This is a genomic window from Streptomyces turgidiscabies Car8 (genome assembly GCF_000331005.1).
Lineage (GTDB): Bacteria > Actinomycetota > Actinomycetes > Streptomycetales > Streptomycetaceae > Streptomyces > Streptomyces turgidiscabies.
On the sequence record NZ_AEJB01000417.1, the window covers coordinates 1 to 26,842 of the forward strand.

21 protein-coding genes and 3 tRNA genes are annotated in these 26,842 nt (G+C 69.3%); 11 read left to right on the top strand and 13 right to left on the bottom strand.

Annotated features, from left to right (window positions below; genetic code table 11):
* Window positions 1-2 precede the first annotated feature (2 nt).
* Together STRTUCAR8_RS48510 and STRTUCAR8_RS52905 are read right to left on the bottom strand one after the other, a co-directional pair.
* A complete protein-coding gene (locus STRTUCAR8_RS48510) occupies window positions 3-1,181 on the bottom strand; it encodes a ParB/RepB/Spo0J family partition protein (protein WP_143666452.1) in 1,179 nt (392 codons plus the stop codon).
* Window positions 1,182-1,343: 162 nt separating this feature from the next.
* Window positions 1,344-1,514: a hypothetical protein gene (locus tag STRTUCAR8_RS52905; protein WP_006379952.1), complete on the bottom strand. Its 171-nt coding sequence runs from the start codon at window positions 1,512-1,514 to the stop codon at window positions 1,344-1,346.
* 340 nt (window positions 1,515-1,854) lie between these two features.
* On the opposite strand from STRTUCAR8_RS52905, the gene STRTUCAR8_RS52910 reads away from it, so the two are divergent.
* Both STRTUCAR8_RS52910 and STRTUCAR8_RS30310 read left to right on the top strand, forming a co-directional pair.
* The gene (locus tag STRTUCAR8_RS52910) at window positions 1,855-2,382 is read left to right on the top strand and encodes a hypothetical protein (RefSeq protein WP_006379957.1); all 528 of its coding nucleotides are present in this window, start codon (window positions 1,855-1,857) and stop codon (window positions 2,380-2,382) included.
* A 5-nt stretch (window positions 2,383-2,387) separates the two neighbouring features.
* The gene (locus STRTUCAR8_RS30310; RefSeq protein ID WP_006379970.1) at window positions 2,388-3,158 is read left to right on the top strand and encodes a hypothetical protein; all 771 of its coding nucleotides are present in this window, start codon (window positions 2,388-2,390) and stop codon (window positions 3,156-3,158) included.
* On the opposite strand, the gene STRTUCAR8_RS30315 is transcribed toward STRTUCAR8_RS30310, so the two are convergent.
* Window positions 3,147-4,106, bottom strand: coding sequence for a recombinase family protein (locus STRTUCAR8_RS30315; RefSeq protein WP_006379954.1), 960 nt, complete (start codon window positions 4,104-4,106; stop codon window positions 3,147-3,149). The two genes, STRTUCAR8_RS30310 and STRTUCAR8_RS30315, sit on opposite strands and share 12 nt — an antisense overlap.
* Window positions 4,107-4,211: 105 nt before the next feature.
* Window positions 4,212-4,415 carry a hypothetical protein gene (locus tag STRTUCAR8_RS30320; RefSeq protein ID WP_006379963.1) on the bottom strand — a complete coding sequence of 68 codons (204 nt, stop codon included), beginning with the start codon at window positions 4,413-4,415 and terminating at the stop codon, window positions 4,212-4,214.
* A gap of 184 nt (window positions 4,416-4,599) precedes the next feature.
* On the opposite strand from STRTUCAR8_RS30320, the gene STRTUCAR8_RS30325 reads away from it, so the two are divergent.
* Window positions 4,600-6,486, top strand: coding sequence for a tyrosine-type recombinase/integrase (locus STRTUCAR8_RS30325; RefSeq protein ID WP_006379967.1), 1,887 nt, complete (start codon window positions 4,600-4,602; stop codon window positions 6,484-6,486).
* Between the two features lie 126 nt (window positions 6,487-6,612).
* Here the strand turns inward: STRTUCAR8_RS30325 and STRTUCAR8_RS30330 are convergent.
* The 3 genes from STRTUCAR8_RS30330 to STRTUCAR8_RS30340 form a co-directional block, all read right to left on the bottom strand.
* A tRNA-Ile gene (locus tag STRTUCAR8_RS30330) sits at window positions 6,613-6,686 on the bottom strand.
* 167 nt (window positions 6,687-6,853) lie between these two features.
* A tRNA-Asn gene (locus STRTUCAR8_RS30335) sits at window positions 6,854-6,926 on the bottom strand.
* Between the two features lie 6 nt (window positions 6,927-6,932).
* A tRNA-Asn gene (locus STRTUCAR8_RS30340) sits at window positions 6,933-7,005 on the bottom strand.
* Between the two features lie 233 nt (window positions 7,006-7,238).
* Here STRTUCAR8_RS30340 and STRTUCAR8_RS30345 point away from each other — a divergent pair.
* From STRTUCAR8_RS30345 to STRTUCAR8_RS30360, 4 genes are all read left to right on the top strand, one after another.
* A complete protein-coding gene (locus STRTUCAR8_RS30345) occupies window positions 7,239-7,544 on the top strand; it encodes a hypothetical protein (RefSeq protein ID WP_006379961.1) in 306 nt (101 codons plus the stop codon).
* A gap of 129 nt (window positions 7,545-7,673) precedes the next feature.
* The gene (locus STRTUCAR8_RS30350) at window positions 7,674-9,134 is read left to right on the top strand and encodes an FGGY family carbohydrate kinase (RefSeq protein ID WP_006379951.1); all 1,461 of its coding nucleotides are present in this window, start codon (window positions 7,674-7,676) and stop codon (window positions 9,132-9,134) included.
* A gap of 174 nt (window positions 9,135-9,308) precedes the next feature.
* On the top strand, window positions 9,309-11,042 hold the full coding sequence (locus STRTUCAR8_RS30355; protein WP_006379965.1) for an ABC transporter ATP-binding protein: 1,734 nt from the start codon (window positions 9,309-9,311) through the stop codon (window positions 11,040-11,042).
* Window positions 11,042-12,976: an ABC transporter ATP-binding protein gene (locus STRTUCAR8_RS30360; RefSeq protein WP_006379958.1), complete on the top strand. Its 1,935-nt coding sequence runs from the start codon at window positions 11,042-11,044 to the stop codon at window positions 12,974-12,976. Before STRTUCAR8_RS30355 ends, STRTUCAR8_RS30360 begins: the two co-directional genes overlap by 1 nt.
* A gap of 152 nt (window positions 12,977-13,128) precedes the next feature.
* Here STRTUCAR8_RS30360 and STRTUCAR8_RS30365 read toward each other — a convergent pair whose 3' ends face one another.
* Window positions 13,129-14,394, bottom strand: a complete 1,266-nt coding sequence (locus STRTUCAR8_RS30365; RefSeq protein WP_006379956.1) for an RNA polymerase sigma factor — start codon at window positions 14,392-14,394, stop codon at window positions 13,129-13,131.
* Between the two features lie 299 nt (window positions 14,395-14,693).
* Between STRTUCAR8_RS30365 and STRTUCAR8_RS30370 the strand changes: the two genes are divergently transcribed.
* The gene (locus STRTUCAR8_RS30370) at window positions 14,694-15,377 is read left to right on the top strand and encodes a hypothetical protein (RefSeq protein WP_044473167.1); all 684 of its coding nucleotides are present in this window, start codon (window positions 14,694-14,696) and stop codon (window positions 15,375-15,377) included.
* Window positions 15,374-16,360: a nucleotidyl transferase AbiEii/AbiGii toxin family protein gene (locus STRTUCAR8_RS30375; protein WP_044473168.1), complete on the top strand. Its 987-nt coding sequence runs from the start codon at window positions 15,374-15,376 to the stop codon at window positions 16,358-16,360. The genes STRTUCAR8_RS30370 and STRTUCAR8_RS30375 overlap by 4 nt, the downstream gene beginning before the upstream one ends.
* A 24-nt stretch (window positions 16,361-16,384) precedes the next feature.
* On the opposite strand, the gene dnaG is transcribed toward STRTUCAR8_RS30375, so the two are convergent.
* The 4 genes from dnaG to STRTUCAR8_RS30395 form a co-directional block, all read right to left on the bottom strand.
* Window positions 16,385-18,298, bottom strand: a complete 1,914-nt coding sequence (gene dnaG / locus STRTUCAR8_RS30380) for a DNA primase (protein ID WP_006379955.1) — start codon at window positions 18,296-18,298, stop codon at window positions 16,385-16,387.
* Between the two features lie 58 nt (window positions 18,299-18,356).
* Entirely contained in the window at window positions 18,357-19,622 is a 1,266-nt protein-coding gene (locus STRTUCAR8_RS30385) for an NAD(P)/FAD-dependent oxidoreductase (protein ID WP_006379960.1), read from the bottom strand.
* Window positions 19,623-19,826: 204 nt separating this feature from the next.
* Window positions 19,827-21,236, bottom strand: a complete 1,410-nt coding sequence (locus STRTUCAR8_RS30390) for a deoxyguanosinetriphosphate triphosphohydrolase (RefSeq protein WP_006379966.1) — start codon at window positions 21,234-21,236, stop codon at window positions 19,827-19,829.
* A gap of 122 nt (window positions 21,237-21,358) precedes the next feature.
* Window positions 21,359-22,267 carry a sirohydrochlorin chelatase gene (locus STRTUCAR8_RS30395; RefSeq protein WP_078507374.1) on the bottom strand — a complete coding sequence of 303 codons (909 nt, stop codon included), beginning with the start codon at window positions 22,265-22,267 and terminating at the stop codon, window positions 21,359-21,361.
* 364 nt (window positions 22,268-22,631) lie between these two features.
* On the opposite strand from STRTUCAR8_RS30395, the gene STRTUCAR8_RS30400 reads away from it, so the two are divergent.
* The gene (locus STRTUCAR8_RS30400) at window positions 22,632-23,246 is read left to right on the top strand and encodes a SanA/YdcF family protein (RefSeq protein ID WP_234372475.1); all 615 of its coding nucleotides are present in this window, start codon (window positions 22,632-22,634) and stop codon (window positions 23,244-23,246) included.
* A 104-nt stretch (window positions 23,247-23,350) separates the two neighbouring features.
* Window positions 23,351-25,492 (top strand): molybdopterin oxidoreductase family protein, encoded by a 2,142-nt coding sequence (locus STRTUCAR8_RS30405; RefSeq protein ID WP_006379969.1) that lies wholly within the window; start codon window positions 23,351-23,353, stop codon window positions 25,490-25,492.
* Between the two features lie 26 nt (window positions 25,493-25,518).
* Here STRTUCAR8_RS30405 and STRTUCAR8_RS30410 read toward each other — a convergent pair whose 3' ends face one another.
* Entirely contained in the window at window positions 25,519-26,709 is a 1,191-nt protein-coding gene (locus STRTUCAR8_RS30410) for a cytochrome P450 (RefSeq protein ID WP_006379953.1), read from the bottom strand.
* Between the last annotated feature and the right edge of the window lie 133 nt (window positions 26,710-26,842).

The window sequence follows — 26,842 nt, forward strand, 5'->3', positions numbered from 1 at the left end:
GGTCAGGCTGCGACGGTGACCGGCTCGGCCGCCGCCTCGGAGTCGGTGCGGCCCTCCTCCGACCCCGCCGGGCTCTCGGTCTCCACGTCGGCGTCGGAGGTGACCTCGGCCTCCGCGTCGGCGACGGCGGCCGGGGCGGCCTCGGTCTCCGGGGCGGGCTCGGCCTGCGTCTCCGGGGCGGCGTCGCCCCCAGCCGGGTCCAACTGGGCGAGTGCGGCGTCAGCCTCGGCCACCAGGTCGGGTGCGGCAGCAGCGGGGTTGACCATGATCTCGCTGGCGTCGGCGTGAGCCTTCGCCTGGCGGAGCTGGAACCGGGCCTTCTGTACGACGTCCGCGACGCGGTCCATCTGCTCAAGCCGCTTGCCGACCTCCCCCGCCAGGGCGCGGGCCAGCTCCATGGGGTCCGCCTTTCCGATGCTGTCCAGCAGCGCCCACATCCCCTCGATCGCGTCGAGGTCGCTCTTGGTCTTGGCCTGCGCGCGGCTCCGCTCGGCCTTCTCCTCGGGCGTCACCTCGTCGACGTCGACCATGGAGTCCTGCGTAGCCGCCTTCTCCTGCTTGCGCATGGCGTAGGCGATGTGGACGAGCTGGTTGTCGCTCTTGTCGCCCTTCTTCCAGTCCTGGAAGACCGCCTTCTGGTTGTCCTTCGAGAGTGCGGCGATCTGGACGGCCGCCTGGGTGCCGATGTGCCCGAGGTCGACGGCCGCCTGGATCTCGGGGCGCAGGGCGAGCAGAGCCAGGCGCTGGTTGACGAACTGAACCGACTTGGAGAAGGTCTTCGCGACGGCGGGAACCTGGCCGGGATCGCCGTCATACTTGTCGTCGAGGACCTTCTTGAAGCCGCGCGCCTCCTCCAGCGGGAGCATGTCCTCGCGGTTCAGGTTCTCGGCCATGGCCTTCTCGAAGGAGTCCATGTCGCTGATCTCGGAGCCGCCCTCGGGCAGAAGGATCTTCGCCTCGATGGTGATGTTGTCCGCGAGTTCGTTGGCGCGGAAGCGGCGCTCGCCGGCCACGAGCTCGTAGCCCTTCTCCACCTTCCGGACCACGATCGGCTGGAGGAGGCCGTGCTCCTTGATCGACTCGGCCAGCTCCTTCAGCGCGTCCTCATCGAAGGCCTTGCGGGGCTGGTTCGGGTTGCGGTGGATCTGGCCCATCTTCAGGGTGGCGTACTTGCGCGACATTTCGATCTCCAAGAGGTCAGTGGGGGCTTCTTCTTTCCCCCTTCCTTCTGGTTCTATTCTATATGCATTCGAGAGGAGGGTCCACAATTTTCGAAAAGTTTTTGCAGGTCAGGAGCGCGGGCGCGGGCCCCATCGAGGCCCGCGCCAGACTACTCGCGTAGATCAACTCGCGATGACACTGCTCGTACACTCCACGCCACAGCCCACCCGTTTCGGGTCGACGATCGCCAGAGCCCCCAGCGCATCGATCGCCGCCTCGGCATTCAGGATGACGTTCTCAGCGCCGCCCGACTCCTCCAGTAAGGCCACCACTCGATCCAGCTCGATCCCCACCCGCACCCTCCCCGCGTTACAGCGTTCCGCCCCCGCAACGAGCCGCAGTTCATTTAGATCCCTACACAGGCGAGTTAGAGGCACACTACGAGGCCCATCTGGATGCCTGCCTCGATCGAGCACCCCAGGCGGCGATGGAGGGGCGGCAGCCCCACATGCCGAGCGCGCGCTTACTGCGCCTGACGTTATAGATCTTGCTTCGAGCGTCACCTATTGTCAACCAACCTAGACAATGCGCTGTCTCACCCGCCAGTGTCGCCCACAGCGATACTGAGTGCGCACGCATCCACCGTCCACCGCCAGGTCGGGCCTGCCCGCATCACAAGGAGTAGTCAGCACCATGCCGCTCGGCCCGGACATCCCTCTCTCCAGCAAGCTAGCCGTGCTGCTCAGCAGGAAACGCGGAGCGGACGGGAAGACCCCCAGCACTCGCGCCATCGCCGCCGCCACAGCCGAGACCCCCGGCGGCAAGCCGGCGATGACCCACCAGGTCGTGAACGAACTCCTGAACGGCGTCAAGACGAACCCGACGAGCGCCCAACTGGCCGGACTCGCAAGGGCATTGGGCTCTCCGGTAGCTTACCTACTCCCCGGTTACAACGGACTGACGTCCCTATCGGTCTACGAGGAGTACCAAGACGCGCGCGAGGCACTTCGGCTTATCCATGACCTGGGCGAAGCCGGAGCTGCCGAACTTCTGGAGGCCGCACGTGAGATCCGTCTTCGACACGGCCACAGTGATCTCACCGTCCCAGAGGTGCCCGAACCTCTTCCGCCTGCCCCGGAACCACCGCGGCCAGGCAGACGAAGGCGACTCAGCTTCACCGAAGCAGCCGAGCGCGCCGTCTCCGACCTGGAAGGAACTTGAACCAAATGGACGGCTTAGTCTTCGGCCTGTGCGCCCTGATCGGCCTGGTGGGCACCGTACTCTCCGCCCGGGAAGCCTGGCGTCAGCGTGACCGAAGCGACTACGGCGTAGCCCGATTCACCAGAGCCGTGGCTATCGGCATCTGCACGGTAGGCGTCACCCTCGCCGTCCCGGCGATAGAGGACGCAGTCGAGTCTGCGACCGGTATGAACAATGCCGCGAAGCTCGGGGCGCACATCTGCGCAGTCGTGTGGTGCGGCAGTCTTCAGCTGATGCTCGTGGACTGGTCGTACAACCATGAGGTACTGAAGGCCAGCCTGTACGCACGTATCGCCTTGGCCGTATGCGTCCTCACCGCGATGCTGCCACTGTTCGTCAACACCACCGCCGAGAGTGTGGAGTTCACGACCGAGTTCGCCATCGTGCCAGGAGTCACCGTGTACCTCCTGGTCTACCTGGGCTACGTGGCGATCACGTGCGGCGAGATCGCGTTCCTGTGCACCGGAATGGCTCTCGTCGCCCGGCGTGCAGGACACGTCTGGTCCGCTCGGGGGCTCGCCCTGTCGTCGGTCTCCGCGATCCTCGGAGTCGCCTACGCAGCCAGCAAGGGGTCATATCTGGTGACCCATTACCTCGGCCACCCGTGGCCGCTCCGGTACGAGGAGATCGCCTCACCACTCCTGGCCGGGCTCGCTGTGATCTCGCTGATCACGGGGCTGACCATGGCGATGATGGGCAGACGGCTCGCATCGCGGGTGGCGACCTCAACTGCGTGACAAGCTGGACAGCTTCCGCCAGTGGAGGACGACTCGTCCCGGCTCAATCGTCCGGACACCCCGGGCACTCGCAGGGAACACCTCAACCTTCTCCAAGAGGAGCATCGCGATGCCCCTCTTGGACGCGGTAGGTGCGGTGTTCCACCACCTCACCAGGTTCTTGGCCTGACCGAGCGAGAAGTTCGCCATCTGCTCCGCGTACCGAAGGCGCGAACGGATGTCCTTGAGGTTGGCCGTGATCTCCCGTTCGCCGGCTACCAATGCCTCAGTGCTGATCTCCCGGTTGCCGTAGAGCCTCCCGAGCTCAGCCTGACGGCTCTCCAGGTCTCTGATGTCCCGCTTCAGGTTCTCAACTTGGCTGCGCACCGCGTCCTGGGCTTTGCTGATCTGGGCTCGGATGCCGGGCTTGAGGAGTTCCGCCACGACGTTCTCTCCGACGTTGTCCTCCAACAGCTCGGCATCAATCCGGACCTCGCCGCAGCCCCCGCGCCCGCTCTTGTCCTTCGGGCGACAGCGATATCCGGGCGTGCCCACGTTGGTACGGGCGCCCTCAAGGGCGTGTGCGCACTGGCCACAGGTGCAGGCCCCGCCGATCAGGAGGTAGTCGTGCGCCGGCTTCGGGTTCTTCGTGCTGCGAGCCTTCTCCCTCTCCAGCAGGCCCTCGAACTCTTCGCGCGTGATGGCTCCGGGGTGCCCCGCGTCGACCAGTTCGCCGTCGTCCTCGTACCGCAGACCTGCGATAGCCGGATTACGGAACAGCCGTCCAACCGACGCGTCCTTCCATTCGCCGCCGAGCGTTCCCCGGTAGCCCTCACCGTTCGCCCACACGGCAACGTCCTGGTTGGACTGATTACTCAGCGCCCGGCTCACCATCTGGCGGAGCGGGTCCACTTCGTCGTCACGTAGCCGACGACGTGAGGCGTCATCGAAACCGTAGAGCCGTGGCATGCGGTGGTCCGTTCTCGTCTCGTGCGCCCGTAGCCGCCTGATCCTAGGCCACGGCCCATGTGCGAGCCATGACCCAGCGAGACCGACAGACTCAGGGCTACACGATCACTGCACCAGTGGCGTCACCCCAAGCACTTGCCAGAGTGCAGCAGTGGGGACTCTCACCGTGCCGCCCAGGGGGAGCGTCTGCACGGGGAAAGATCCTTCCTTGATCAAGTTGTATGCCTTGTGCGTGCCGATCCCCAGCGCCCGCGCAGCCGTCACGACGTTCACGGTCGGTGGCAGCGCGAGTAGTTCCTCCAGGGTCATCGCACTGACCCCGGCGTCCGTAGCTACAGATGCGTCCTTCGTTGTCATTCCCGTTGTCGCGTTCTCCCCCACGCCAACGTGCCGTAAGGATACTCCAACACTGAAGTGTTGGGGCAAGATAGGGATTCGGTCGACATAGACCGACACAGAAGTTCCACAAGCGAAGGCCATGAAGGGGATATTCGTGTTCGACCCCAGCTACACGCGGCGTTGCGCCTGCCAGGAGCCCGTCATAGGCGAGGACGGCAGACCGCAGAAGCATGCCAACGGCAAGCCGAAGATGCGCAAGATCGGCGCGAGCTGCCCGAAACTCGAAGAGAAGGACCACGGCACCTGGCACCTGTATTTCGAGCTGGAGCCCGGCGAAGGCGGCGAGCGTCAGCGCGTCCGGCGCGGCGGGTTCGCCAGGAAGACGGACGCCCAGCGGAAGGCGAAGGAACTGTACGACGCCGCCGCCGCCGGCACCGACGTGCTGTCCGACGAGACGTGCGGGGACTTCTTCCTCCGCTGGATCAAGGCGAAGAAGTCCCTCGCACGCACCACTCGCCACGGCTATCAGGAGCACCTCGACAACTACCTCGTCCCACACCTGGGACACATCAAGCGACGCGACCTCAAGGTCCGCCACCTCGACCTCATGTACGACGCGATCGAGAGGGAGAACGCGGAGCGCATCCTCCACCGGCTCCGCGTAACGGAGTTCCAGGAGGCTCGGGATGAGGCCCACCGGGCCTGGGTGAAGACCGCTGGCTACGCCAAGAGGGAAGAACGCCGCCCGTACCGACAGGCCTTCCTGGACGCCAACAAGGCTCTACGCGAGGGCCGCAGGGGCCTGCGAAAGGTCACCTCCCCCGCAACCATGCACCGCATCAACGACACCCTCAGCTCGGCGCTCACCTGGGGGATCAAGCGCGAGCAGGCATTCGCCAAGAACTGGTCGCAGCTCGTCGAGCTTCCATCGGTCACACGGCCGAAGCCAATCGTCTGGACGCCAGAGCGTGTCGAGCACTGGAAGCGCACCAGAGAGAAGCCCGGCCCAGTCATGGTCTGGACACCCAAACTGACGGGGGAGTTCCTCGACTTCGTCAAGGACGACTGGCTCTACGAGCTGTGGCACTCGTTCATCTTCCTCGGCCCCCGCCGCGGTGAGATGGCCGCGGTGCCGTGGACGGAGGTCAGCATCGACGCCCTTTGGCTCCGGATCTCCCAGCAGATCGTGGAAGTCGCCTACCAACTGTACGGCGAGGCGCCGAAGGCGGAGAGTGTTCGTACCGTGTCACTGAGCTTGGAGTCCGCCGACAACCTGGTGAGCTTCCGCACGAAACAGGAGCAGAAGCGCCAGGAGTGGGGCGCTGCCTACGTCGAGACCGGTCGCGTATGGACGCACGAGAACGGTGAGGCGCTGCACCCTGACTGGATCTCCAGACGCTTCACCCGTCTCGTAGAACTGTCCGGCCTGCCGCCGGTCCGCCTCCACGACCTACGCCACCTGGCGGCCACGCTCTCCCTGCTCGCCGGGAACGACATCAAGGTGGTCCAGGAGAAGCTGGGGCACTCCTCACGCCAGATCACCTCCGACACCTACACCAGCGTCCTGCCCGAGATGATGCGGGCCGAGGCCGAGTCGGTCATATCCGTCGTCCCCCGCGAAGTCCCCTACAAGGTCCACACGCCGCTGGAGATCCCCGAGACGACCTGGCAGGGCGACCTCGCCGTCTTCTTCGCCCACGGCGCGCGCCAGGCAGGTGAGGACTGGTCCGTAGGCGCCCAGACCCGGCCCGACTCCGATCTCCTCGGCCAGGTCACCCTCGCCGGCCGGGGCCAGGACGACGCCGCCAATGCCGCCGTGAAGTGGATGCGTGATCACTGCACGACGAACGATCTGGAGCTAGTCCGGGTCGAGAACTTCAACGACCAGTACCAGGGAGATCAGCGCCAGGAGTTCGCCCTCCTCCGCTTCACGCTCGCACGAACGGAGACGCCGAGCATCGCGGGGTGGGACACCCCCCCGCGCCCCGCCCCTCTCCGCCGCAACAACAGGCAGAAGAGGGCTCGTTCACGCGCCGCGTGACCTGCGTCCAGCATTTGTCCAGACGATCATGAAATCATGATCACCACGGGGTCGCCAGGACCCTCACGCGCTCGCCCCGACCGACAATCATGCTGGTCAGAAGGTTTCTCCTCGCGTAGCGCGGAGTGGGGCGGGTGGGACTCGAACCCACGGCCGACGGATTATGAGTCCGCTGCTCTAACCGGCTGAGCTACCGCCCCATTACGGCGCGTCGCGCACATTTGTGCGCGCCGTCTGCCGCAGCATAGCCGCTCATACGATCTCCTGCTTCGGATGGTCGACTTCGCATGACCATGAGGACATCGGCGCGGTTCGCGCGGTTCCCCCGGGCATGAAAAAGGACCCCGACGGGGTCCTCGTTCAAGCGCTCTCCCGACTGGACTCGAACCAGTAACCTGCCGGTTAACAGCCGGCTGCTCTGCCAATTGAGCTACGGAAGATCGAAGCTCCCCCGACTGGACTCGAACCAGTAACCTGCCGATTAACAGTCGGCTGCTCTGCCAATTGAGCTACAGGGGATTGCCTCGTTGCATCGAACGTACCTCCCTGGGTATTCGCCAGGGGGCGTGCGGTCGCTGCGACACATACATTAGCGCAAGCAGGGGGGTGCTCCGCCAATCGGTTCCGCGTGCCTCGCACCCGGCGCCCCTCGTCCGTCAGCCGTCCGCCCGTCCATCGTTCATCCGTCGTCTCACTCACCACCCGTCACTCCTCACTCGACACACGACACACGTCAAGGAAAGGTGGCCGTCATGCGTTACCGACTCACGTTCGTCGCCGGTCTGGCCCTGGGTTACGTGCTGGGCACACGGGCCGGGCGCGAGCGCTACGAACAGTTGATGAAGTCCGGCCGGCGGATCGCGCAGAACCCGGCCGTCCGCAACACCGCCGAGTCCGCCGCGCTGCAGGGTCGGGAGTTCGCCGGCAAGGCGTTCCACACCGTGAGCGAGAAGGTCGGCGACCGGGTCCCGGACTCCGTGGCCGGCCGGGTGCGTTCCCTGCGGGAGCGCAACGGCTCGGGAGGTGGCGAGGACGACTGGGGCACCAGTAACACCTGAGCGACCGGGTGTCGGCATGGACACATCTGCGGCACCCGCACGCCCCTGGTCACGGACAACGCGCGGGTCTTCCGCAACGGAAGTCCGACCCGGCGCGTTCACCTCTCCGCGTACGGCAGAATTTTCGCCATGGGGATAGTCGCCGGGTTGGACAGTTCGCCCGATTTCACTCGTATCGTCGTCTGCGACGCGGACACGGGGTCCGTGCTGCGGCAGGGCTATGCGCCACATCCGGTGGAAGGCCCCGAGGGCGGGGGCGGCGGGCGGCCCTCCGATGTCGATCCGCAGGCCTGGCTGCTCTCCCTCGGAGAGGCGGCCGGCGGCGGGCTGCTCGAAGGTGTGCAGGCCATCGGGGTGTCCGCGCAGCAGAACGCGCTCGTGCCGGTCGACGCGCAGGGCAACACCGTGAGACCGGCGATGGTCGGCGGTGACAAGCGGGCGCAGGTCGCGGCGGCCGATCTGATCGACGCGCTCGGCGGCCGTGAGGCATGGGCGCAGGCCGTCGGGTGTGTGCCGCAGGCCGGGCAGCCGGTGACCAAGCTGCGCTGGCTGGCGCGCAACGAGCCGGACGCGGCGCAGCGGACCGCCGTACTGATGCAGGCGCACGACTGGCTGGTGTGGCAGTTGCTCGGGCGGCCGGTGCGAAGGACCACCGACCGGGGTGGCGCTTCCGGGACCGGGTACTGGTCGGCCGCCATGGGCGCCTACCGGGGTGATCTCGTCGAACTCGCGCTCGGGCGGCAGGCGATGCTGCCCGAGGTGCTCGGCCCGTCCGACGCCGCCGGTACGACGCCCGAGGGGCTGCTCATCTCCGCCGGCACCGGGGAGACCATGGCGGCCGCCTTCGGGCTCGGGCTGGGGCTCGGGGACGTCGTGGTGTCGCTCGGGGCCTCCGGGTCCGTGATGGCCGTACATCCCGAGGCGCTCTTCGACTCGACCGGGATGATCACCTCGCTGGCCGACGCGACCGGGCTGCACCTGCCCGTCGTCACGACACTGAACGCCGTACGGACGCTGCGTGGGACCGCCGAGCTGCTGGGGCTCGGGGATCTGGAGACTCTGTCCGATCTCGCGATGAAGTCGACCCCGGGAGCGCACGGGCTGGTCATGCTGCCCTATCTGGAGGGTGAGCGGACGCCCAATCTGCCGCACACCGCCGGGACGCTCGCCGGGCTGCGGCGGGAGTCCATGAAGGCCGAGCATCTCGCGCGGGCCGCCTTCGAGGGGATGCTGTGCGGGCTCGCCGACGCGCTGGACGTGCTGCGGGGGCGCGGGGTCGACGTGCAGCGGGTCTTCCTGCTCGGGTCCGCCGCCGAGCTGCCCGCCGTACAGGCCGCGGCGCCGCCGCTGTTCGGGGCGCAGGTCGTCGTACCGCAGCCCGCGGACTACGCGGCGATCGGCGCCGCGCGGCAGGCCGCCTGGGCGCTCGGGGTGTCGCAGGGCACGCTCGACCCGCGGACCCCGCCGGCCTGGCAGGGGGCCGCCGCTCAGGTGCTGGAGCCCGGCGAGGAGCTGGCGGTGGGGCAGGCGGTGCGGCAGCAGTACGTGTCCGTGCGGGAGCAGACGCATCCTGGGGCATTTCGTAGCTGAGGGGGCAGCTGGGGGCGAGGAGCTTCCCCCGCTCGGCGGGTTCTTAATCCGCTCTTGGATTAATCGGTTGAAGTAACACGGGTGGAGTGTCGGACGATGGGTGCGTGGGGCACTCCCCACCGTCCGTCACGCCACCGTCCGTCACGGACAACCGCCGACTCCGAGAGATTCAGCGTGCTCATACGACTTCTGCGCACTTACCTGAGGCCTTACAAGAAACCCATCGGGCTGCTCGTGCTGCTGCAGCTCCTGCAGACCTGCGCCACCCTGTACCTGCCCACGCTCAACGCGGACATCATCGACAAGGGCGTGGTGAAGGGCGACACCGGCTACATCCTGCTCTCCGGCGCCGTGATGATCGGTGTCTCGCTGGTGCAGGTCGTCTGCAACATCGGCGCCGTGTACTACGGCGCCCGTACGGCGTCGGCGCTCGGCCGGGACGTACGCGCCGCCGTCTTCGACCGCGTGCAGTCGTTCTCGGCGCGCGAGGTCGGGCAGTTCGGCGCGCCCTCGCTGATCACGCGTACGACCAATGACGTCCAGCAGGTGCAGATGCTCGCCCTGATGACGTTCACGCTGATGGTGTCGGCGCCGATCATGTGCGTGGGGGGCATCGTGCTCGCGCTGGGGCTGGACGTTCCGCTGTCGGGCGTGCTCATCGCCGTCGTGCCGGTGCTGGGGATCTGCGTGACGCTGATCGTGCGGCGGCTGCGGCCGCTGTTCCGGACGATGCAGGTGCGGCTCGACACGGTCAACCGGGTGCTGCGCGAGCAGATCACCGGCAACCGGGTGATCCGTGCCTTCGTGCGGGACGAGTACGAGAAGGAGCGGTTCGGGAGGGCCAACCACGAGCTGACCGAGGTGTCGCTGGGCACCGGACGGCTGCTCGCACTGATGTTCCCGATCGTCATGACCGTCGTCAACATCTCGTCGATCGCCGTGGTGTGGTTCGGCGCGCATCGCATCGACAGCGGCGGGATGGAGATCGGCGCGCTGACCGCGTTCCTCGCCTATCTGATGCAGATCGTCATGTCCGTGATGATGGCCACCTTCATGTTCATGATGGTGCCGCGCGCGGAGGTGTGCGCCGAGCGCATCGAGGAGGTCCTCGGGACGTCGTCGAGCGTCGTCCCGCCGACCGCCCCCGTGGTGGAGCTGCGGCGGCACGGGCATCTGGAGATCCGCGGGGCCGGGTTCCACTACCCGGGTGCCGAGGAGCCGGTGCTGAAGGCCGTCGACCTGGTGGCGCGCCCCGGTGAGGTGACCGCGGTGATCGGGTCCACGGGCAGTGGGAAGTCGACGCTGCTGGGGCTCGTACCGCGCCTGTTCGACGCGACGGACGGAGAGGTGCTCGTCGACGGCGTGGACGTGGCGGAGGTGGAGCCGAGGCTGCTGGCCAGGACGGTGGGGCTGGTGCCGCAGAAGCCGTATCTGTTCGCGGGGACCGTGGCGAGCAATCTGCGCTACGGCAATCCGGACGCCACCGACGAGGAGCTGTGGCGGGCGTTGGAGGTGGCGCAGGGCAAGGGGTTCGTCGAGCAACTGGAAGGCGGGCTCGACGCGCCGATCGCGCAGGGCGGGACGAATGTGTCGGGCGGTCAGCGGCAGCGGCTCGCGATCGCGCGGACGCTGGTCCAGCGGCCCGAGATCTACCTCTTCGACGACTCCTTCTCCGCGCTCGACTACGCCACGGACGCGGCCCTGCGGACGGCGCTCGCGCGCGAGACCGCCGAGGCGACCGTCGTGATCGTCGCCCAGCGGGTGTCCACGATCAGGGAGGCCGACCGGATCATCGTCCTCGACGAGGGCCGGGTCGTCGGCACCGGCCGCCATCACGAGCTGATGGCGGACAACGAGACCTATCGGGAGATCGTGCTCTCCCAGCTCACGGAAGCGGAGGCTGCCTGATGGCCGGGCCGATGGGGCGCATGATGGCGGGAGCCGGCCCCGACCAGCACTCGCTCGACTTCAAGGGGTCCGGCAAACGGCTCCTCGCCCAGTTCAGGCCCGAACGGGCCACGATGTACGTGATGTTGTGCGCGGTGTTCGTGAGCGTGGGCCTGTCGGTGGTGGGCCCGAAGATCCTGGGGCGGGCGACCGACCTGGTCTTCTCCGGCATTATCGGACGGCAGTTCGAGAGCGGCGCTTCGAAGGCCGAGGTGCTCGCCGCCATGCGCAAGCAGGGCAGGAACGGCATGGCCGACATGCTCTCCGGTACGGACTTCACACCGGGCAAGGGAATCGACTTCGGCGCGGTGGGCGAGGTGCTGGGGCTCGCCCTGGTGGTGTTCGTGTTCGCGGGGCTGCTGATGCTGGTCGCCACGCGGCTGGTGAACCGGGCGGTCAACCGGACCGTGTACCGGATGCGCGAGGACCTGCAGGCGAAGCTGTCGCGGCTGCCACTGTCGTACTTCGACAAGCGGCAGCGCGGTGAGGTGCTGTCCCGCGCGACGAACGACATCGACAACATCGGGCAGACGCTCCAGCAGTCGATGGGGCAGCTCATCAACTCCCTCCTCACGATCATCGGCGTGCTCGCGATGATGTTCTGGGTGTCCTGGCTGCTGGCGCTGGTCGCGCTGGTGACCGTGCCGCTGTCGTTCTACATCGCCACGCGCGTCGGCAAGCGGTCGCAGCCGCACTTCGTGCAGCAGTGGCGGACCACCGGCAAGCTGAACGCCCACATCGAGGAGATGTACACCGGGCACACCCTGGTGAAGGTGTTCGGGCGGCAGGACGAGTCGGCAGAGCAGTTCGCCGAGCAGAACGACGCGCTGTACGAGGCCGGGTTCAAGGCCCAGTTCAACAGCGGGATCATGCAGCCGCTGATGATGTTCGTGTCGAACATCAACTACGTGCTGGTGGCCGTGGTGGGCGGGCTGCGGGTCGCTTCGGGCGCGCTGTCGATCGGTGACGTCCAGGCCTTCATCCAGTACTCGCGGCAGTTCTCGATGCCGCTGACGCAGGTCGCGTCGATGGCGAACCTGGTGCAGTCCGGGGTCGCATCGGCCGAGCGGATCTTCGAACTGCTGGACGCGGAGGAGCAGCAGGCCGATCCGGTGCAGGGAGTACGGCCGGAGGAACTGCGCGGACTGGTCTCGCTGGAGCATGTGTCGTTCCGGTACGAGCCCGAGAAGCCGCTGATCGAGGATCTGTCGCTGTCGGTGGAGCCCGGGCACACGGTCGCGATCGTCGGTCCCACCGGGGCCGGCAAGACGACCCTGGTGAATCTGCTCATGCGGTTCTACGAGGTCTCCGGAGGCCGGATCACCCTCGACGGGGTCGACATCGCGTCGATGACCCGGGACGAACTCCGGGCCGGGATCGGGATGGTGCTCCAGGACACCTGGCTGTTCGGGGGGACCATCGCGGAGAACATCGCGTACGGGGCCGCACGGGAGCGCGAGGTGACGCGCGCGGAGATCGAGGAGGCGGCGCGGGCGGCTCACGCCGACCGTTTCATCCGTACGTTGCCGGACGGGTACGACACCGTGATCGACGACGAGGGGACGGGGGTCAGCGCGGGTGAGAAGCAGCTCATCACGATCGCGCGGGCGTTCCTCTCCGATCCGGTGATCCTGGTGCTGGACGAGGCGACGAGTTCCGTGGACACGCGCACGGAGGTGCTCATCCAGAAGGCGATGGCCAAACTGGCGCACGGGCGGACGTCGTTCGTGATCGCGCACCGGCTGTCGACGATCCGGGACGCCGACACGATCCTGGTGATGGAGAACGGCGCGATCGTGGAACAGGGGGGACACGAGGAGCTGTTGGAGGCGGACGGGGCGTATGCGCGGCTGTACAAGGCGCAGTTCGCCGAGGCGGTGGCTGAGGTGGAGTGACAGGTGGGGGGCGGAGGGGTGGCCTTTCTTCGCCCCCGCCGCCCCTGCCCGTCCCATCCCGTACCTGGGGGCTGCGCCCCCAGACCCCCGCTTCGGCCCTGAAGGGGCCTCGTCCTCAAACTCCCCCAGAGGGGGGACCCCCAACGGGCTGGTTAGTCCAGGTAGCCCCTCAGCTGGTCCGCGAAGGCGTGGTCGCGGAGTTTGTTGAGGGTCTTCGACTCGATCTGGCGGATGCGTTCCCTGGTGACGCCGAAGATGCGTCCGATCTCCTCCAGGGTGCGCGGGCGGCCGTCCGCCAGGCCGTAGCGCAGCTGGACCACCTTGCGTTCCCGCTCCCCCAGCGTCGACAGGACCGCCTCCAGGTGTTCCCGCAGCAGCAGGAACGCCGCCGACTCGACCGGGGAGGCGGCGTCGCCGTCCTCGATGAGGTCGCCGAGGGCCACGTCGTCCTCCTCGCCCACCGGTGCGTGCAGCGACACCGGTTCCTGGGCCAGGCGCAGCACTTCGCTGACGCGTTCGGGCAGGAGGTCCAGGTGGGCGGCGACCTCCTCGGGGGTGGGCTCGTAGCCGCGTTCCTGGAGCATCCGGCGCTGGACGCGGACGACCCGGTTGATCAGTTCGACCACGTGTACGGGGACGCGGATCGTCCGGGCCTGGTCGGCGAGGGCGCGGGACATGGCCTGGCGGATCCACCAGGTGGCGTACGTCGAGAACTTGTAGCCGCGCGCGTAGTCGAACTTCTCGACGGCGCGGATCAGGCCCAGGTTTCCCTCCTGGACGAGGTCCAGCATGGTCAGGCCGCGGCCCACGTACCGTTTCGCCACCGAGACGACCAGGCGCAGGTTCGCCTCGATCAGACGGCGCTTGGCCATCCGGCCCAGGACGACCAACCGGTCCAGGTCCAGGGCCAGTTGGCTGTCCAGGTCGGAGGCGAGCCGGAGTTTCTCCTCGGCGAACAGGCCGGCCTCGACCCGGCGGGCGAGGTCGACCTCCTCGGCGGCGGTGAGCAGCGGGATGCGGCCGATCTCGCGCAGATACTGACGGAACAGGTCGGAGGAGGGCCCGCTGGTGTCGGCGCGGGAGGGACCCCGGGCGGGGGCGCGGGCGCGGAGCCGTTCGGCCGGCTCGACGGGATCGAGGAGTTCGACGGGTTCATCGGGCTCGACGGGATCGACGGAATCGATCGGTTCCGCCGTCTCCACCGCGTCCGCCGGGGGTTCGTCCAGCTCGGGCGGGCTGTCGGCCTCGACCGTCTCCGGGTGGTGCGCGGCGCGGCTCTGCGGAGGCACGGCCCCGATGACCTCGCTGACGTCGGTGACGTCCACGTTCTCAGGTTCGGGCTCGGTCTCGGTATCGGCGGCGCCGGACTCCGTTACGGCGGTACTGCTGTCGGTCTGGGTGAGGGTCTGGGTCTGCACGGGGCGACCTCCAGGATGATCGCTGCTGAGGCGTACGGCAGCGGTACTCGGGGGGCGGAGGGGGCGGCCTCGCCGCTGTCCGTCCCGTACGCGTTGAGCGGAATCGCGGGGGTCTCGGACCCGTTGGGGACGGGTCGGCCGCGCTCCGAGGACTCAGGCACCGGAACCCAGTGTGGAGTAAGACACATCACCGCCACGAGGGGCGTGCGACGACTTTTTGCGCTCGGTCCGTGACCACGTGGTTACCGTCGCGGCAAATCCGAGTGCTTGTTCGGGGTCCCACCTGGCACGATCGGCGCGTGTCCGGTTCTCTTCGCTCAACTCACGTGTACGAAACGCACATCACCGTCCGGTGCGGAACCTCCGCCGAGACGGAACGGCTGGGCCGCTGGGCGAGTGCGGCGGGTCTCAAGCTGACGCACATCGTGCTCGCCCGTGGCCGGATGCCGGCCCAACCGATGCTCACCCTTTCGGGTTCCCCGTCGTTCGCCGACGAATCGGCCCGAGCGCGGAAAGTCGCGGCGCTGCTGCGGGCGGACGGGTTCGAACCGGTGCGCGTCAAGATCGAGTCGTCGCCGTGGGCTCCCGAGGTACCGAGTGAACCCTGCCTGGACGAACGGTACTTCGAGCACCATGTGAAACTGCGGCTGACCATGGACGCGGATCTGGAGACCCTGGCGGCGCGGGTCGTCCCGCACGGGGCGCATCTGTCGTGGAACGCCCGACGGGTGGCGCGGAGCGGCCGACGGACCGAGCGGTTCGTGACCCAGCGATGCCGGGGCGTGGACGCGGCGGGGGCGGGACGGGCACTGGAGCGACTGCTGGCGGAGCTACGGGGATCTACGGCAGCTGTGCTGCCTGGGCTCGAAGTGATCGGTGTGGAGCGGGAGTTCGTGCTGTACGACAGCGACCTGTCCGTCGACGACGGATGGATCGAGGAGAGCGGAGACGCGGTCGTGGCGGCGTCGGAGGTGCGGGGATGAGCAGAAAACGGACGTGGCGGACATCGATGGAGGCGGGCGTCGACGCGCCCAAGGCCGCTCTGGACGACAGGACGCGGGAGAACCGGGGGCTGCCCCTGACGCTGCGTACCGTGCCGGGGAAGGACGTGGTGCAGCGGCTGGTCTTCGAACCGGCGCTGAAGCAGCACCCCAACGCCTTCCGGGCGGCCGACCCGGGCTTCGCCGATCCGGCCCGGGGTGCGGCTTGGCGGGTCGCGCGGCGCCGGGCGCTGGAGCTGGTGCTCGACGCGATCGCCGGGTCCGAGTGGGGAGAGTCGCTGGTGCTGCGCGGGAGCGTGCTGATGGCGGCGTGGTTCGGCGAGGCCGCCCGTGAGCCCGGGGATCTCGACTTCGTCGTCGTACCGGACTCCTTTTCGATCAGTGACGAAAGAGCGGGCCTGATGCTCGCCGGGATCGCGGCGGCGGCCGAGGCCCGGGGTGACGGCGAGGTGGGCTTCTCCGCGCGCGAGGCGGTGGTCGAGGACATCTGGACCTACGACCGGGTGCCCGGCCGCCGTATGGTGCTGCCCTGGTCGGCGCCGGGGCTGCCCGGCGGTCATGTGCAGCTCGACTTCGTCTTCAACGAGCTGCTCGCCGAGCCTCCGATGCCGGTGGAGCTGCCGGGCGGCACGTCGGTCCGGGCGGCGACGCCCGCGCTGTCGCTGGCCTGGAAGCTGATGTGGCTGATCAACGACATGTACGCACAGGGCAAGGACCTGTACGACGCCGTACTCCTGGCCGAGCGGTATCCACTCCCCCACGAGCTGCTCGACGAGGTGTTCCGGCTCTCGGGCGAGTGGCCCGGCGCGGGCCGCGAGCGGATCCTGCTGTCCGACGTGGTGCAGGCGGTGGGGTACGTCGAGTGGGATCACTTCGTCGTGGAGTACCCGCAACTCGCGGGGAAAGAGCGGGAGTTCGTGGAGCGGTTGATTCGGACGGTGACGCCGACCCTGGAGGGGCGGTGACGTTCGACGGACGGTGAGGCCTGCTCAGAGCGCTGCCGCGCCCCGTTCCCGCAGTGCTTGGTCGTACTGCTGGAGCACCCACAACTCGTTCTGCACGGCGGCCAGTTCGGCCGGGTCGCCGTGGGTGGCCAGGCGGGTGTGGGTGACCTGGACCTCCTGGATGCGGCGTTCCACCGCTCTGCGGCGGACCATGACCAACTGGTCGCTGGCGTACACGTCGTCGACCGTTTTGCGCATGATCGCCTCGACCGCCAGCTCCGTCACCATGGCCCGGACCGTGTTGTCCGGAGCGATCTCGCGGACGCGGACCAGGTACTCCTGCGGGTCCTGGGCGCCGAACTCCGCGCCGCCCGCTTCCATGATCGCCAGGCGTACGGCCGCGTAGGGGGCTGCCGTGAACTCGTCGATGCCGTAGGCGTCGAAGGCCGGGGAGACCAGGTCGGGGCGCTGGAGGGCCAGTTTGAGGAGTTCGCGCTCGGTGGCGTAGACCGGGTTGCGGAGGTTCAGTGCGGGTCCGGAGGGGCCGCCGGAGCGCGCGGAGGTCTGCTCGTACGGCTGGGTACGGCCCTGCTGTCCGGTGGGGGCCGGGCCCTTGCCGCCGCGGTCCCGGGCCCAACGGGCCAGCTGGGCAACCCTCTTGACGACGAACTGGGTGTCCAGGATGCCGAGCATGCCGGCGAGCTGGACCGCCACCTCGTGCTGGGCGCCGCTGTTCTTGATGCGGGCCACGATCGGGGCCGCCTCGTCCAGCGCCGCCGCGCGGCCCGCCGGGGTCTCCAGGTCGTAGCGGACGGCGATCTGGCGCAGGGCGAACTCGAAGAGGGGGGTGCGGGGTTCGGCGAGTTCGGCGACGGCCTGGTCGCCCTTGGCGAGGCGCAGGTCGCAGGGGTCCATACCGTCGGGCGCGATCGCGATGTAGGTCTCGGCGGCGAACTTCTGGTCGTCCTCGAAGGCGCGCAGGGCCGCCTTCTGGCCGGCCGCGTCGCCGTCGAAGGTGAAGATCACGCGGGCCGAGCCGTTGTCCATCAGCAGCCGGCGGAGGATCTTGATGTGGTCGGTGCCGAAGGCCGTACCGCAGGTCGCGATCGCCGTCGTCACGCCGGCGAGGTGGCAGGCCATGACGTCCGTGTAGCCCTCGACGACGACCGCGCGGCTCGTCTTCGCGATGTCCTTCTTGGCGAGGTCGATGCCGTACAGGACCTGGGACTTCCGGTAGATCGCCGTGTCCGGGGTGTTCAGGTACTTGGGGCCGGTGTCCGCCTCGTACAGCTTTCGCGCGCCGAAGCCGACGACCTCGCCGCCGATGTCGCGGATCGGCCACATCAGGCGGCCCCGGAAGCGGTCGATGGGGCCTCGGCGGCCTTCCTGGGCGATGCCGGACAGCAGGAGTTCCTTGTCCGAGAAGCCCTTGCCGCGGAGGTAGCGGGTGAGGTGGTCCCAGCCCTGGGGGCTGTAACCGACGGAGAAGTGTTCGGCGGCCGACTGGTCGAAGCCCCGTTCCGCCAGGAACTTGCGGCCGGCGTCCGCCTCGGAGCTGGTGGCCAGCTGCTCCGCGTACCACTGCGCGGCGATCTTGTGGGCCTCGACCAGGCGGATGCGCTCGCCGCGCTGGTGGGTGGGGTTGTAGCCACCCTCCTCGTACCGCAGGGTGATGCCGGCCTGGCCGGCCAGGCGCTCGACCGACTCGGAGAAGGAGAGGTGGTCGACCTTCATCACGAACGTGATGGTGTCGCCGCCTTCCTGGCAGCCGAAGCAGTGGAACAGTCCCTTGCTCGGGCTGACCTGGAAGGACGGTGACTTCTCGTCGTGGAAGGGGCACAGGCCCTTGAGGTTGCCGCCGCCCGCGTTGCGCAGCTGGAGGTACTCGGACACCACGGCGTCGATCGGGACCGCGTCCCGAACCGCCTTCACGTCCTCGTCGTTGATCCTTCCGGCCACGCAGTGATTCTACGGTGGCGGACCGACAGTGCTGTGACAGTCCGGGGCCCGGCCACGGCTACGGGACGAGGGTGTCCAGCGGTACGCGCGGGTCCGCCAGGGCCTCCGTGTCCAGCTGGGCCCGGGATCGGATGAGCTGCTGGACGGGCTCTGTGACGTCCCACACGTTCACGTTCATCCCGGCCAGGACCCGGCCCTCCTTCACCCAGAAGGCGATGAACTCGCGCTTGGCCGCGTCGCCCCGGATCACCACCTGGTCGTACGAGCCCGGGGGCGCCCAGCCCGAGTACTCCATGCCCATGTCGTACTGGTCGGAGAAGAAATAGGGCACGCGGTCGTACGTCGAGTCGTGGCCCAGCATCGAGCGGGCCGCCGCCGGGCCGCCGTTGAGGGCGTTGGCCCAGTGCTCGACCCGCAGCCTGGTCTCGAACAGGGCATGGTGGAAGGCGGCCACGTCACCGGCCGCGTAGATGTCGGGGTCGGAGGTGCGCAGGCGTTCGTCGACCTCGATGCCGCCGCCGTACGCGCGGTCGGCGAGGGTCAGGCCGGCCGCCTCCGCCAGCGCCGTGCGGGGCGCTGCCCCGATGGCCGCCAGGACGACGTGGGCCGGGTGCTCCTCGCCGTCGTCCGTACGGGCCGCGAGGACCATGCCGTCCTGGCCGACGATCTCCGTCAGGCGGGCGCCGAAGTGGAAACGGACCCCGTGCTCGCGGTGCAGCTCGGCGAAGACGTTGCCCAGCTCGGGGCCGAGGACCGAGTGCAGCGGGGTCGAGGACGGCTCGACGACGGTCACCTCGGCGCCGTACTCCCGCGCCGCCGCCGCGACCTCCAGGCCGATCCAGCCGGCGCCGGCGATCACGAGGTGGCCGTTGTCGCGGCCCAGGGCGGCCAGGACACCTTTGAGTCGCTCGGCGTGCGCGAGGCGGCGCAGGTGGTGGACGCCGGCCAGGCCCGTCCCGGGGATGTCGAGGCGGCGCGGCTCGGCTCCGGTGGCGATGAGCAGTTTGTCGTAGTGGACGAGGGTGCCGTCGTCGCCGAACCGGACCGTCTTCGCCGTACGGTCGATGGCGTCGACGGTCTGGCCGAGGTGGAGTTCGATGTCGTTGCGCGCGTACCAGGCGGGTTCGTGGACGAAGACGCTGTCGCGCTCCTCCTTGCCGAGGAGGTAGCCCTTGGAGAGCGGGGGCCGCTCGTACGGGTGGTCGCGTTCGTCGCAGATCAGTATCACGCGGCCGGTGAAGCCCTCCGTCCGAAGCGTCTCGGCCGCCTTGGCGCCGGCCAGTCCGCCTCCGACGATGACGAAAGTCTGATCCGCGTCGACCACTTCATGCCTCCTCGTAATAACGGGTGCCACGTGTTGCCCGTGTCGCGTGATGCTCGTGCCTTGTGTACGGATGCCCCCTGGCGAGCGTCCCGCACGGAGTGTGATGGGGGAAGAGGGTGTGGCCCGATCAGGCCACGCAGGGTCACATTTGTGTCATATGCGGGCCAAGCGGGGCCACGTATTGCCAAGTGCCGACCGCATCAGTCATATGCGGCCCTTCAGGTGGGCGTGCAGCGAACGCGCCGACGCGTCGGTGAGGGACGCGATCTGGTCGACGATCACCCGCTTGCGCGCCCGGTCGTCGGCCGCCTCGTCGAACAGCGCGCGGAACTGGGGGTCCAGCCCCTCCGGGGCGCGCGCGGTGAGGGCCTCGGCGAGTTCGGCGACGACGACACGCTGGTCCGCGCGGAGCAGTTCCTGTTCGGCTCGCTGCATCACGTACCGGTCGGCGACCGCCTTGAGGACCGCGCACTCCAGCCGCGCCGCGCGCGGGACGACCAGTTCCGCCGCGTACCGCGTGAGTCTGCCGCCGCCGTACGCCGCGCGCGTGGCGCCCTCCGCGGCCAGGCAGAAGCGGCCGATGAGCTGGCTGGTGGCGTCCTTCAGCCGGGCCTGGGCGACGGCCGTGCCGTCGTAGCCGTGCGGCCACCACTCCTGGTCGAGGAGGCGGTCGAGGGCCTCGGCGAGTTCGGCGGGGTCGGTGTCGGCGGCCACGTACCGACCGGTGGCGACCCGGAAGATCTCCTGCCGCTCGGGCTCCGCGTGCAGGCAGTTGGGGTCGATGTGCCCGGCGTGGAGGCCGTCCTCGACGTCGTGCACCGAGTACGCCACGTCGTCCGCCCAGTCCATGACCTGGGCCTCGAAGGTCGTACGCGTACCGGGGGCGCCCTGGCGGACCCAGTCGAAGACGGGCCGGTCGTCGTCGTAGACACCGAACTTCGGGGACGCCGGATCGGTGGGGTGCGCGCCGCGCGGCCAGGGGTACTTGGTGGCGGCGTCGAGGGTGGCCCGGGTGAGGTTGAGACCCACGCTGACCAGGTCAGTGGTGGTTCCGGATTCGCCCGTGGTTCCGGATTCGCCCGTGGTTCCGGATTCGCCCGTGGCTTCGAGACGTTCGCGGTTCACGAAACGCTTCGGTTCGATCCGGGTGAGGAGTCTGAGGGACTGGGCGTTCCCCTCGAAGCCGCCGCAGTCCGCCGCGAACTCGTTGAGCGCCTGTTCGCCGTTGTGCCCGAAGGGCGGATGACCGAGGTCGTGCGAGAGACAGGCCGCCTCTACGAGGTCGGGATCGCAGCCGAGGGCGGCGCCCAGTTCGCGGCCGACCTGGGCGCATTCCAGGGAGTGCGTGAGGCGGGTGCGGGGGCTGGCGTCCCAGATCTGGCTGCGGGTGCCGGGGGTCACGACCTGGGTCTTGCCGGCGAGCCGTCGTAGGGCGGAGGAGTGCAGTACGCGGGCGCGGTCGCGTTGGAAGGCGGTGCGGCCTGGGCGTTTGTCGGGCTCGGCCGCCCAGCGGGCGACTGCCGTCGGGGCGTAGGCGGTGGGGGTGGTGTCGTGTTCGGGGGGTTGGGGGGTGCGGGTGCTGTTGGTGCCTGTGCCTGTACTTGTGCCTTCCATGGTTCGACAGTAAGGGCAGGTACTGACAATTTGGGCGCGTGGGTGCGCCTGCGCGTCTGCCGGGAGCTGATTCGTTCGCGGATGCGGGTCTCGTGTGGCTTGTCGCGCCGTTCCTCGCGCTCCTAGATGGCGGGCGCCAGTTCTCTCGCTGCCGGCGATTCCTGGGTCGCGATTGCCTGGTCGTAGCGGTGGAGAATGAGGTCGGCCATTGCCGGGTGGGCGCCCAGGGGGGCCGCGGCGATCCAGGGGGCGGCCTCGGCGCACTCCGTGGCGAAGCGGCCCGGGGCGGTGAAGTACGAGGCCACGGCGACCCGGTGGCGGCCTCGGGCGGCCAGGGCGCGTACGGCTGCGGGGACGGTCGGCGCGGCGGTGGTGGCGTACGCGGGTACGACGGGCACGCCCAGGCGCGCGGCGAGGAGCTGCGCGGTGCGGTGGGTGTCGATGTCCGAGTCGGGGTCGCGGGAACCCGCGGCGGCGAGGACGACCGCGCTCGACCGGCGCTCCTCGTCGGTCATCCGGGTACGCCAGCCGGCTTCGACGAGACGGGCGTACAGGGTCTCGACGAGCAGGGGGTGCGGACCGAGCGGGGGTGCCACGCGCGTGCGTGCCGCTGCCGCCGCGGCCATCTCCGGGATGTCCTGCTTCACGTGGTAGCCGCGGCTGAGCAGCAGCGGTACGAGAACGGCCTCAGCGGTGCCGAGTCCCGCGAGCGTGTCCGGGAGCAGGGGCGCGTTCAGCTCGATGTGCCCCAGGTGCACCGGCAGGTCGGGGCGCAGCGCGCGGACGCGTTCGGCGAGCGCGCCGACGGTGCTCAGGGCGCGCGGGTCGCGGCTGCCGTGGCCCACGAGGACGAGGGCGGGCGGGGTGGGGCGACGGCTGCCGTCGAGCGCGACGAGGCCGAGCCGGCTGCCGAGCCGACTGGTGATCCGGTTCATGATCTGCGCCGAACTGTCGAGGTGGGCGCCTCCGGGGGGCCGGGGGCTCTGCGGGGGCTGCTGGGACTCGTCGTGTGGAGGGGGCGAGGCCGTCATGTACCGATCGTGACGGTACGAGGTTGCCACGCCGTTGCGCAGTGATGACGGGTCTTTTCCGGGGGTTCACGGTGCGGGGCAAGGGGTGTGTGAGGTGTTTTGACCTGCGGTTTCTTGTGGGTGAGTGAAGCTGGTCACGCCGGGGGGCGGCGAACCGGGGCGGCATCGGGGGCGTCTTCCTGATCGAAGGCCACCTGGGAGGACCCGTCCGATGAGCAGTCCGATAGGCAGTCCGTTGAACAGTCCTGAGGCGCACAGATCGTGGTTGTCGACGGCTGGACCTCGGCGTGCGTGGGGCCGGGTTCGGGCGCGGGTTCGGGTGCCTCGTACGCGGGCCGGACAGCGGCGGGCCGTGCGGGTCGTGATGTCGCTGTGCGTGCTGGCGTTGCTCCCCTCGACGTGGATGTTCGTCGCCACGAGTGACCGGCTGCGCGATGTGTCGGACGCGCCGCGTACCGATGTCGCCGTCGTCTTCGGTGCCGGGTTGTGGGGCGGGGAGCCCTCCCCGTACCTCGCGCACCGGCTGGACGCGGCGGCGAAGCTGTACCGGGCCGGGCGGGTCAGGGTGGTCCTCGTCACCGGGGACAACAGCCGGAAGGACTACGACGAGCCGGATGCGATGCGGGTGTATCTGACGCGGCACGGGGTGCCGGACGGGCGGATCGTGAGCGACTACGCCGGGTTCGACACCTGGGACTCCTGCGTCCGGGCGAAGAAGATCTTCGGGGTCGACCGGGCCGTGCTGATCAGTCAGGGCTTCCATATTCGCCGTGCGGTCGCGTTGTGCGAGGCGGCGGGGGTGGAGTCGTACGGCGTCGGGGTCGACGCCAAACACGACGTGACCTGGTACTACGGCGGGGCTCGGGAGATCCTCGCGGCGAGCAAGGCGGCGTTGGACGCGGTGTTCAAGCCCGATCCACGGTTCCTGGGGCCGGTGGAGGTGGGGGTCCAGCGGGCGTTGCGGGTGGACGCGGGCTGAGCGGCAGACCTCACCGGCGCCCCCGGTCTCCCGGGAGGTTGCCGTGCCTGCTGTGTAACGGGGTGCGTTCCGGGGTGTAACACGGGCGCCGCACGCTGGGCGGTATGGAGACCCCCGTGACGCCCACGCACTGCCCGTACTGCGCCCTGCAGTGCGGTATGAACCTCACGCCGGTCGCGGGCGGGGGCGTCACGGTCTCCGAGCGTGTGGACTTCCCGGTGAACCGTGGCGCCCTGTGCGGCAAGGGGCGCACCGCGCCCGCGCTGCTGTCGCCGACGCTGCGGCTGACCGAGCCGCTCGTCCGGCGGGACGGGGTGCTCGTGCCCGCCTCGTGGGAGGAGGCCCTGGACCGGGTCGCCGAAGGACTGACCCGCACGCGTACGGAGCATGGCCCGGACGCGTGCGGTGTCTTCGGCGGGGGTGGGCTGACGAACGAGAAGGCCTACGCGCTCGGCAAGTTCGCGCGGGTCGTTCTAGGGACCTCCCAGATCGACTACAACGGGCGTTTCTGCATGTCCTCCGCCGCCGCTGCCGGGAACAAGGCGTTCGGGATGGACCGGGGGCTGCCCTTTCCGATGGAGGACATTCCCAAGACCGGCTGTGTCATCCTCGTCGGCTCCAATCTCGCCGAGACCATGCCGCCCGCCCTCCGCTACTTCGCCGAACTCAAGGAGAACGGGGGGACGTTGATCGTCATCGATCCACGTCGGACCCGGACCGCCGAACAGGCCGACCTGCATCTCGCGCCGCGTCCCGGCACCGATCTCGCCCTCGCCCTGGGCCTGTTGCACCTGGTCGTGTCCCAGGGGCGCACCGACGAGGCGTTCATCGAGGAGCGGACCAGCGGCTGGGAGGAGACGCGCGCGGCGGCGATGGCCCACTGGCCGGAGTACGTCGAGCGGATCACCGGGGTGCCCGTGCCTCAACTCCGGGAAGCTGTACGGATGTTCTGCGCGCCGACCGACGCCATGGTGCTCACGGCGCGCGGGCCCGAGCAGCAGTCCAAGGGGACTGACACGGTCAGTGCGTGGATCAACCTGTGCCTGGCGACGGGGCGTTCGGGGCGGCCGTACTCCGGATACGGGTGTCTGACGGGCCAGGGGAACGGGCAGGGTGGGCGTGAACACGGCCAGAAGGCCGACCAGTTGCCCGGGTATCGCAAGCTGACCGACCCGGAGGCGCGGCGCCATGTGGCCGGCGTGTGGGGCGTCGACCCCGACTCGCTGCCCGGGCCCGGGCTCAGCGCGTACGAGCTGCTCGACGCGCTCGGCTCCGACATCCGCTCCCTGCTGCTGATGGGGTCCAACCCGGTGGTGTCCGCACCTCGGGCCGCGCACATCCAACAGCGCCTGGAGTCACTGGACTTCCTTGCCGTCGCCGATGTCGTGCTGTCCGAGACGGCCGCGCTCGCCGATGTCGTCCTGCCCGTCACCCAGTGGGCGGAGGAGACGGGGACGACCACCAATCTGGAGGGCCGGGTGCTGCTGCGCCGGCAGGCCGTCACTCCCCCGGACGGTGTCCGCAGCGACCTGTACGTCCTGCACCAACTCGCCGCCCGCGCCGGGGTGGAGAAGGGGTTCCCGGTCGACCCCGAGGAGGTCTTCGAGGAGTTGCGGCGGGCCAGCGCGGGCGGGATCGCCGACTACTCGGGGATCACCTACCGGCGGCTCGCCGAGGAGAACGGCGTCTTCTGGCCGTGCCCTGCGCCGGACGAGCAGGAGGGCGGGCGTGAAGGCCCGCAGCAGGGAGGGCATGGTGACGTGGCGCCGCGGACGGCGCCGCATCCCGGCTCCCCTCGTCTCTTCCTCGACCGGTTCGCCACCGAGGACGGGCGGGCCCGGTTCGCGCCCGTCACGTACCGGCCCATCGCCGAGGAGCCGGACGCCGAGTACCCGGTGCTGCTGACCACCGGGCGGGTCGTGGCCCAGTACCAGTCCGGGGCCCAGACGCGGCGCGTCGACGAGCTGAACGCCGCCGCGCCCGGGCCGTTCGTGGAGCTGCACCCCCGGCTGGCCGCGCGGCTGGGCGCCGGCGAGGGGGATGCCATCGCCGTCGTGTCCCGGCGCGGGCGGGCGGTGGCGCCGGCGCGCATCACCACCTCGATCCGCCCCGACACCGTCTTCATGCCTTTCCACTGGCCGGGCGAGGGCCGGGCCAACACGCTGACCAATCCGGCCCTCGACCCGACCTCACGGATGCCGGAGTTCAAGGCGTGCGCGGTACGGCTGGAGACCGTACGCCCTTGAGCGGCAGGTAAGTTGGGGGCGGCGGGCTACCAGGTGACCGGGAGGCTGCTCACGCCGTGGACCGCGCGTCCCTGGTGGGAGTTCGCCTCTGCCGGGGCCGTCAGTCGTAGCGTCGGCAGACGGCGGAACAGGGTGGGCAGGGCGATCTGGAGTTCGGCGCGGGCCAGGGCCTGGCCGAGGCAGTTGTGCAGGCCGTGGCCGAACGTCAGATGGTGCTGGGTGTCCCGGGTGATGTCAAAGTTGTCCGGGTCGGCGTAGGCGCGGGGGTCGCGGTTGGCGGCCTGGAGCGAGACGACGACACCTTCACCCGCCCGTACGGTGACACCGCCGATCTCCACGTCCTGGGTGGCGATGCGCCGGATCCCGATGTGGACGACCGTGAGATAGCGCAGGAGTTCCTCGATCGCCCCCGGCACCAGCTCTGGATCGGCCTGCAGGGCGGCGAGTTGGGCGGGGTGGGACAACAGGGTCACCGCACCGAGCGACAGCATGCTCGCCGTCGTCTCGTGGCCCGCGATGAGCAGCATCACGGCAAGTCCGGCCGCCTCGGCGGGGGTTGCCTCGCCGGTGGCGACCCGCTCGGACGCGAGCCTGCTGAGCAGATCGTCGCCGGGGTCGAGGGTCTTGGCCGCGAGCAGTTCCATGAGGTAGCCGAACAGTGCGCCCCAGCCCGCCCGCATCGCCTCGGGTCCGTCGGTCACGGTGGCGAAGGCGGCGGCTTGGCGATGGATGAACTCCCGGTCCACGTACGGCACTCCGAGGAGTTCGCAGATGACGAGCAGCGGGAGTGGCAGGGTGAAGTGCTCCACCAGATCGACGTCCGGCCCCTTTGCCACCAGGTCGTCGATGAGCCGGTCGGTCAACTCCTGGATCGACGGCCGCAGTTCCTCTGCCCGCCGGAAGGTGAAGTCCGGGATCAGCAGCCGGCGCAGCCGGGTGTGGTCGGGCGCGTCCATGGCGAAGAGCTGGCCGGGGGTGGGCGGCGGCGGAGTCGGCTGCAGCCCGGGGAAACCCTCCCGGCGGTTGTCCGAGCTGAAACGGGCGTCCGCCAGGACGGCACGAGCGTCCTCGTGCCGGGTGACCAGCCAGGGGGTGTTGCCGCCCCAGAGCGCGATACGGCTGAGCCGGCTCTGCTCGCGCAACAGGGCGTATTCGGCGGGGGGATCGAGCAGGGCCGTGCGGTGCATCGGCAGCGGGGGGAACGTGGTCTCGGGCATGGTGGGGGTCTCCGCGTGGTGGGGGTCGGGGATGCGGGGAAGAGGGTGTGTGCGTGAGAGGGACAGGGAAGGCGTGGGGTTGTGGTCGGTGCAGGGCGCGGCCGTCGGGGCGCGGCCGTCGGGGCGCGGCCGT

Coding starts and splice junctions, on each gene's coding strand:
- STRTUCAR8_RS30345 (WP_006379961.1), top strand. CDS start 7,239: ATGCGTTACCGACTCACGTTCGTCGCCGGTCTGGCCCTGGGTTACGTG.
- STRTUCAR8_RS30320 (WP_006379963.1), bottom strand. CDS start 4,415: ATGACCCTGGAGGAACTACTCGCGCTGCCACCGACCGTGAACGTCGTG.
- STRTUCAR8_RS30375 (WP_044473168.1), top strand. CDS start 15,374: ATGAGCAGAAAACGGACGTGGCGGACATCGATGGAGGCGGGCGTCGAC.
- STRTUCAR8_RS30400 (WP_234372475.1), top strand. CDS start 22,632: ATGTCGCTGTGCGTGCTGGCGTTGCTCCCCTCGACGTGGATGTTCGTC.
- STRTUCAR8_RS30350 (WP_006379951.1), top strand. CDS start 7,674: ATGGGGATAGTCGCCGGGTTGGACAGTTCGCCCGATTTCACTCGTATC.
- STRTUCAR8_RS30310 (WP_006379970.1), top strand. CDS start 2,388: ATGGACGGCTTAGTCTTCGGCCTGTGCGCCCTGATCGGCCTGGTGGGC.
- STRTUCAR8_RS30360 (WP_006379958.1), top strand. CDS start 11,042: ATGGCCGGGCCGATGGGGCGCATGATGGCGGGAGCCGGCCCCGACCAG.
- STRTUCAR8_RS30395 (WP_078507374.1), bottom strand. CDS start 22,267: ATGACGGCCTCGCCCCCTCCACACGACGAGTCCCAGCAGCCCCCGCAG.
- STRTUCAR8_RS52910 (WP_006379957.1), top strand. CDS start 1,855: ATGCCGCTCGGCCCGGACATCCCTCTCTCCAGCAAGCTAGCCGTGCTG.
- STRTUCAR8_RS30390 (WP_006379966.1), bottom strand. CDS start 21,236: ATGGAAGGCACAAGTACAGGCACAGGCACCAACAGCACCCGCACCCCC.
- STRTUCAR8_RS48510 (WP_143666452.1), bottom strand. CDS start 1,181: ATGTCGCGCAAGTACGCCACCCTGAAGATGGGCCAGATCCACCGCAAC.
- STRTUCAR8_RS30405 (WP_006379969.1), top strand. CDS start 23,351: ATGGAGACCCCCGTGACGCCCACGCACTGCCCGTACTGCGCCCTGCAG.
- STRTUCAR8_RS30410 (WP_006379953.1), bottom strand. CDS start 26,709: ATGCCCGAGACCACGTTCCCCCCGCTGCCGATGCACCGCACGGCCCTG.
- STRTUCAR8_RS30315 (WP_006379954.1), bottom strand. CDS start 4,106: ATGCCACGGCTCTACGGTTTCGATGACGCCTCACGTCGTCGGCTACGT.